Origin of the sequence: Streptomyces sp. NPDC048172, from assembly GCF_043202595.1 — a bacterium.
Taxonomy (GTDB): Bacteria; Actinomycetota; Actinomycetes; order Streptomycetales; family Streptomycetaceae; genus Streptomyces.
Map to the genome: position 1 here is coordinate 64,056 of NZ_JBIDAT010000009.1, position 6,000 is coordinate 70,055.

6 protein-coding genes and 1 pseudogene are annotated in these 6,000 nt (G+C 74.2%); 2 read left to right on the forward strand and 5 right to left on the reverse strand.

The features are described from left to right. Nucleotides 1-67: 67 nt before the first annotated feature. Nucleotides 68-448, reverse strand: coding sequence for a LysR substrate-binding domain-containing protein (locus tag ACGF3A_RS34175; protein ID WP_393734329.1), 381 nt, complete (start codon nt 446-448; stop codon nt 68-70). A 96-nt stretch (nt 449-544) separates the two neighbouring features. Here ACGF3A_RS34175 and ACGF3A_RS34180 point away from each other — a divergent pair, with 96 nt between their 5' ends. Beyond that, complete coding sequence (locus ACGF3A_RS34180; protein WP_393734330.1) at nt 545-880, forward strand: hypothetical protein; 336 nt, start codon at nt 545-547, stop codon at nt 878-880. Here ACGF3A_RS34180 and ACGF3A_RS34185 read toward each other — a convergent pair. Beyond that, nucleotides 832-1,014: pseudogene (locus ACGF3A_RS34185) on the reverse strand (LysR family transcriptional regulator); the annotation flags it as partial. The gene ACGF3A_RS34180 and the pseudogene ACGF3A_RS34185 overlap by 49 nt on opposite strands. 35 nt (nt 1,015-1,049) lie before the next feature. Between ACGF3A_RS34185 and ACGF3A_RS34190 the strand changes: the two are divergent. Next, entirely contained in the window at nt 1,050-2,231 is a 1,182-nt protein-coding gene (locus ACGF3A_RS34190) for an aminotransferase class V-fold PLP-dependent enzyme (RefSeq protein WP_393734331.1), read from the forward strand. A gap of 15 nt (nt 2,232-2,246) precedes the next feature. Here ACGF3A_RS34190 and ACGF3A_RS34195 read toward each other — a convergent pair whose 3' ends face one another. The 3 genes from ACGF3A_RS34195 to ACGF3A_RS34205 form a co-directional block, all read right to left on the reverse strand. After that, complete coding sequence (locus ACGF3A_RS34195) at nt 2,247-3,122, reverse strand: SDR family NAD(P)-dependent oxidoreductase (protein ID WP_393734332.1); 876 nt, start codon at nt 3,120-3,122, stop codon at nt 2,247-2,249. Nucleotides 3,123-3,217: 95 nt separating this feature from the next. Continuing rightward, on the reverse strand, nt 3,218-4,237 hold the full coding sequence (locus ACGF3A_RS34200) for a hypothetical protein (RefSeq protein WP_393734333.1): 1,020 nt from the start codon (nt 4,235-4,237) through the stop codon (nt 3,218-3,220). A 54-nt stretch (nt 4,238-4,291) separates the two neighbouring features. Further along, the gene (locus tag ACGF3A_RS34205) at nt 4,292-5,257 is read right to left on the reverse strand and encodes an alpha/beta hydrolase (protein ID WP_393734334.1); all 966 of its coding nucleotides are present in this window, start codon (nt 5,255-5,257) and stop codon (nt 4,292-4,294) included. Nucleotides 5,258-6,000 lie beyond the last annotated feature (743 nt).

Consider the following 6,000-nt stretch of genomic DNA (forward strand, 5'->3'; position numbering starts at 1 on the left):
CCGGCCGGTCGTATCGCCACACACACCGATCACCCGATCGAGCGGTGGTATTCGGCCCCGCACCCCGTCACGCGCCCCGGGCGGGCAGGTCGCCGAGCGCGTGGCGGATCGCGGCGAGGAACGTACGGACCAGGGGGTGCTCCCCCGCTCCCGCGCGTACGGTCGCGAGCACCGTCCTGGTGTGTCCGGCCGAGCCGTCGAGGACGAGGCCGGGCGCGCGGTCGTACCAGAGCATGTCCGGCAGGAAGGCGGCGGCGTGGCCCTCCTCGGCCAGCCGCGCATGGACCAGCATGTCCGCGGAGACGTAGGCGACGTCCGGCTCGAACCCGGCGGCGTGGCACACGCCCGCCGCCCAGGTACGGGCGGGGGTGCCGACGGGCTCCATCGCCCAGGGGTGCCCGGCGAGTTCGGCGAGGGACGCCACCGGGTCGGCCGTCGCCAGCCGCATGGGGTCCTCGCCCAGCAGGTGTGCTCGAACTCGGCGGCGCGGGCCGGGCGCGCGTGGCCGGGGAACGTCTCGTCGAGCACGAGGTCGAAGTCCCGGGTGAGCAGCCCGGGCAGCGAGGTGTCGGGCTCGGCCTGCGTGGCCTCGGCGCGCACCCGGGGGTGGTGCTCCCGCAGCCAGGTCAGCGCGGCGGGCAGCAGGGCGAGCATCGCGGTCTGGAAGGCCGCCACCCTGATCGTTCCGGTCACCTCCCGCAGCGAGGCCCCGATCTCCGCCTCGGCGCGCTCCAGTTCGCGCAGCGCCCGCTCCGTACGGGCCACGAGGATCTCCGCCTGCGGGGTCAGCCGGACGCCGCGGCCCTCCCGCTCCAGCAGCGGCGCGCCGACCTCGGACTCCAGCAGCGTGAGCTGCTGGGAGACGGCGGAGGGGCTGTAGGACATGGCCGAGGCGACGGCGGCCAGCGTGCCCCGGTGCTTCAGCTCGCGCAGCACCTCCAGGCGGCGCAGGTTGTACACGGCCCTCACCCCATCCCTCAGTTTTCTTGACCTGTCCCCTCCAGAAACATTCACTTTACTGAAGAGAGGCCCTTTGGAACGGTGAGGGCATGGACATCGACGCTCTCCGGCAGGACACCCCCGGCACCGCGCACCGCATCCACCTCAACAACGCGGGCGCGGGCCTCCTCTCGCGGCGGACGCTCCAGGCCGTCACCTCCCACCTGGAGCTGGAGGCCACGATCGGCGGCTACGAGGCGGCGGACCAGGAGCGGGACCGTATCGACGCCGTCCACGGGCACCTCGCCCGTCTGGTGGGCGGCCGGGCGGCGGAGATCGCGCTGTTCGACAACTCCACGCACGCCTGGAACGCCGCGTTCTACTCCCTGGAGCTCAAGCCGGGCGACCGCGTCCTCACCGGCCGGGCCGAGTACGGCAGCAACGTCCTCGCCTATCTGCAGGCCGCCCGGCGCACCGGGGCCGAGGTGGTCGTCGTCCCGGACGACGCGGACGGACAGCTCGACACCGCGGCCCTGGCGGACCTGATCGACGACCGCACCCGGCTGGTCGGCGTCACCCATGTCCCCACCAGCGGCGGGCTGGTCAACCCGGCCGCCGAGATCGGCCGCCTCACGCGCGCCGCGGGCGTCCCCTTCCTCCTCGACGCCACGCAGTCCGTCGGCCAGTTCCCCGTGGACGTCGCGGAGATCGGCTGCGACATGCTGACCGCCACCGGCCGCAAGTTCCTGCGCGGCCCGCGCGGCACCGGCTTCCTGTGGGTGCGCCCCGAGGCCCACGCCCACCTGGAGCCGTACGTGGCCGAGGTCGCCTCCGCCACCTGGGACGGCGAGCGCGGCTTCAGCTGGCAGGAGGGCGCACGCCGCTTCGAGACCTGGGAGAACTCCTACGCCAACGTCCTGGGGCTGGGCGCCGCCGCCGAACAGGCCCTGGAGCTCGGCATGGACGCCATCGGCGCCCGCGCACTCGCCCTCGGCGCCCGGCTGCGCGAGGCCCTCGACGCCGTGCCCGGCGTCACCACCCACGACCTCGGGAGGCGACGGTGCGCGATCGTCACCTGCGCGGTCGCGGGCATGGCAGCGGCCGAGGCCGCCGAGGCGCTCGCCGCGCGCGGGGTCAACGTCACGGTCACCGATCCAGCGCAGACCCAGTTCGACACCGAGCAGCGCGGCGTCCACCCGCTCGTACGGCTCTCGCCGCACTACTACAACACCGAGGCCGAACTCGACCGCGCCGTGGAGGCCCTGGCCGAGATCGCCGCGGGGGGCCGCTGACGGTGTGGTGCGGCGCTACGAGGAGATGGTGTGCTCGCCCGCCGCCATGGCGGTCGCGACCGGGTCCGGGCCGTGGCGGCCGTCGAACTCCTCGTAGGCGCGCTCGATCTCCTGGTGCGCGCGGGCCACGAACGGTGCCCATTCGCGGTGCGTGACGATCACGAACCGGCCCTGCCGCACGGCCTCGACCACCTGCTCACCGACGCGGTCGGGGTCGGCCCCCTGGGCGAGCAGCGCGCTGTTCCGCTCGGCGACGGCCGGCTCCATCCGCCGTCCGAGCAGCTTCGCCTCGGCCTCCCCGGCGTTGAAGTTGATCGGGGTGGCGACCGCGCCGGGGATGAGCAGCGAGACGCCGATGTCCGTGCCCTCGAGTTCCTCGCGCAGCACCATCGACAGCCCCGTGCTCGCGAACTTCGAGGAGGCGTAGGCGGCGACGCCCGCCATCGGCACCACCCCGGCGACCGAGGCCGTGTTGAGCACATGGGCGCGGCCGCCCCGGCTCTTGAACCGCGGCAGGAAGGCCGCGACGGAGGCGAACTGCGCGTCGATGTTGACGCCGTACACCCAGCGCCACACCTGGAGCGGCGTCCGGTCTGCCGCCCCGCCGCCGTTCACCCCGGCGACGTTGCACAGCAGCGAGACGGGGCCGAGCGCCTCCTCGGCGCGGTCGGCCACCGTCTCCCACCGATCGATGTCGCTGATGTCGAACGGCACGGCCAGCACCGTGCCACCGGCGTCCCGCAGGGACTTCTCCGCCTCGGCGAGCCGCGCCTCGTCGACGTCGACGAGCGCGACCCTCGTCCCCTCGGCGACGAGCGCGCGGGCGACGCCGAGTCCGATGCCCGACGCCGCGCCGGTGACGAGCGCCGCCTCCCCTGCTGGCCAGCTCATGAACCTCTCCTCCCGAAGCCTGTGGTGAATCCGCCGCCAAGCTACGGGCCGCAGGGCCCGGGGTCGCCCGCCGATCGCGGCGGTTTCCGGGGCCGTCACCCGCCAGCTGGCGGATCCTCCGGGCCGGTGAGGCGCAGCAGCAGTTCTGCGGCGATGTACCGCATCCTGCCGACGTTGGTGCGCGGGTCGTAGCCCAGGGCGTGCGTCAGCGCTTCGTTGCGTGCCTGCACGGTGGAGTGGTGCATGCCCAGGACGGCCGCGGCGGAGCGGATGCTGTCGGCCTCCACCAACGTGCGGAGCACGTCCGCTGAACGCCCGTCGAGGCGGGCGAGCGCGCGCACGTCCCCGTGCGGGGTCCGGGGGTCGTACGTCTGCGCGAGCAGCAGCATCGCGCCGAGATCCGTCGCGTCGACGGTCGGCGCGGAGGCATCGGCCAGCCGGAGCGCGACGACCGCTCCCTCCCAGGACTCGGGTGCCCGGTCGGCGCGCTCCCAGGTCCCGAGCCCGGCCGGTTCCGGCGGGCTGAGCTTGCCGGAGGTGTCGAGCGTGGCCCGCAGGAGCCCGTACCGGGTCGGGACGATCGCCGAGGGCGCGGCCATCTCGGCGGAGTCCGCCCCGGTCGCCAGGATCCGCACGGGCCTGGCCGGGTCGAGCCGGTGCTGCGCGAGGGCCGTCACCCGCTCGGCGAGCGGGCGGGCCGCGTCGATGACCGCGTCGAGGCCGCCGTCGGGACGGCGGCGCGCCTCCAGCAGCTCGACGCCGAACGCGAGGCGCTCCACGACCATCTCGTCCTTGGCGTCCGCCTCCCCCTCCCCCTCGCGCTCCCCCTCGCGCTCCAGCCACACCGTCCACTCCGCGCCGGACCTGCGGACCGAACGCGCAGGGACGTCGGCCGTGTCGGTGGTCGCGGCGGGCCGGCGCCCGTCGGGATCACGCCGGGTCACCCGCCCGCGGACCTCGGCCCCGGCCACAGCTCCGGAGAGGACCGCGGCGCCGCGCAGCAGCCCGTCGAGTCCGGCACCCCGGGAGATGAGGACGTCGAAGTACGACACGATCCGCAGAATTTCGCCCGCCTCCGGATCGAGTGAATTCAGCCGTCCGGCCAATTGCTGCAACCGCTCTCCTCCGCTTTCCCCGCAGCTTATCGGGGTTCGCGAGCGGGCGCCGTCTCAGGAACCCAGGGTCCGCGCCACCCAGGAATTCCTCGCGGCCGTCATGGCGTGGGCGAGAGCGGTGTGGGGAGCGGCCAGGTCGAAGCCGTGGAATCCGCCGGGCCAGATGTGCAGCTCGGCCTGCACACCCGCGTGCCAGAGCGCTGTCGCGTACGCGACGTCCTCGTCCCGGAAGACCTCGGCCGAGCCGCAGTCGATGAACGCGGGCGGCAGCCCCGTGAGGTCGGTGGCGCGGGCGGGCGCGGCGTAGACCGACACGTCGTCGGTCCCGCGCCGCTCCCCGAGGAGCGCGGTCCAGCCCATGACGTTGCTCCCGCGGTCCCAGACGCCGACGGCGTCGAACTGGGCCGAGGAGACCGTACGGTCCCTGTCATCGAGCATCGGGTAGATGAGGACCTGGCCCGCCAGGGCCGGTCCCCGCCGGTCGCGTGCCAGCAGCGTGACGCCCGCGGCGAGACCGCCACCGGCGCTCTGCCCGGCGATGATCAGCCTGTCGGGGTCCATCCCGAGCGGTCCGGCGTGCTCGGCCGTCCACTGCAGCCCCGCGTAGCAGTCCTCGATCGGATAGGGATCGGGGTGCTCGGGCGCGAGCCGGTACTCGACGGTGACCAGCACGGCGTCGTGCTCGACGACCCAGGGGAGGACCTGGCCCAGCCCGGAGAACCGGTTGCCGGAGACCATCCCGCCGCCGTGCGTGTGGTAGATCCCCGGCCCGAGCCCCTGGTGATCCTGGCGGGTGATGACCGAGACGGTGATCTCGTCGCCCAGGTGTCCCGGCACCGGGAAGTCACGCCGGGTCAGACCGGCGCCGTCGAGCATCTCGTCGGTGACCTCAGCGGGTCCCTCCCGGCGCATGTCCGGGATCATCTCCGCGGTCATCGTCGGGGGAATCTGATCCGCGAGAGCCACGAGCACGGCCTCCAACTCGGGATCGAACGGCGGTCGCGGCACGTTGACGGCCATCACTACTCCTTCTCCTTCGACCAGCGCAACGGTGATCCCGGCGCCGGATCCTTCGCTCTGTGCGTACGGGGGGGGGAGGTCCGGGACCTCCGCTGACCGGGGGCGGCCGATGACCGGGGGCGGCCGATGACCGGACGTCCTCGGTGGCCGGAGGCCTCCGGCCACCGAGGCTGGTCAGCGACCGGACGGCGGCCGGGGTCTTCGACTGCCGGAGGCAATCAGCGGTCGACAGCCGGAGACGGCCAACCGCCCGACGGCCGGGGACGGCCAGTGGCCGGAGGCCTTCGGGGGCCGGAGGCGGCCGGGTCCTTCGGAGGCCGGTGGTGGGAGACGGCCAGCTGCCGCAGACGACCAGCCGCCGGAGATGGCCAACCGCCGGAGGCGATCAGCCACCGCAGGCGGTCAACGACCGCAGGCGGCCCGCCGCCGGGGACGGCCACCCACCAGAGACGGACCACCGCCGAAGGCAGCCAGCACCGGAGACGGCCCGCCACCGCAGACGGCCAGCGGCCGGGCAATCGGCCAACCGCCGCAGACGGCCAGCGGCCGGAGGCGATCAGCCACCGGAGACGGCCAACCGCCGAAGGCGATCAGCCACCGCAGGCAGTCAACGACCGCAGGCAGCCCGCCGCCGGGGGCGACCAGCCACCAGAGACGGACCACCGCCGAAGGCAGCCAGCACCGGAGACGGCCCGCCACCGCAGACGGCCAGCGGCCGGGCAATCGGCCAACCGCCGCAGACG

Excerpts from the sequence above, each read along its gene's own strand:
- ACGF3A_RS34195 (WP_393734332.1), bottom strand. The coding sequence starts at position 3,122 with ATGAGCTGGCCAGCAGGGGAGGCGGCGCTCGTCACCGGCGCGGCGTCG.
- ACGF3A_RS34175 (WP_393734329.1), bottom strand. The coding sequence starts at position 448 with ATGCGGCTGGCGACGGCCGACCCGGTGGCGTCCCTCGCCGAACTCGCC.
- ACGF3A_RS34190 (WP_393734331.1), top strand. The coding sequence starts at position 1,050 with ATGGACATCGACGCTCTCCGGCAGGACACCCCCGGCACCGCGCACCGC.
- ACGF3A_RS34205 (WP_393734334.1), bottom strand. The coding sequence starts at position 5,257 with ATGGCCGTCAACGTGCCGCGACCGCCGTTCGATCCCGAGTTGGAGGCC.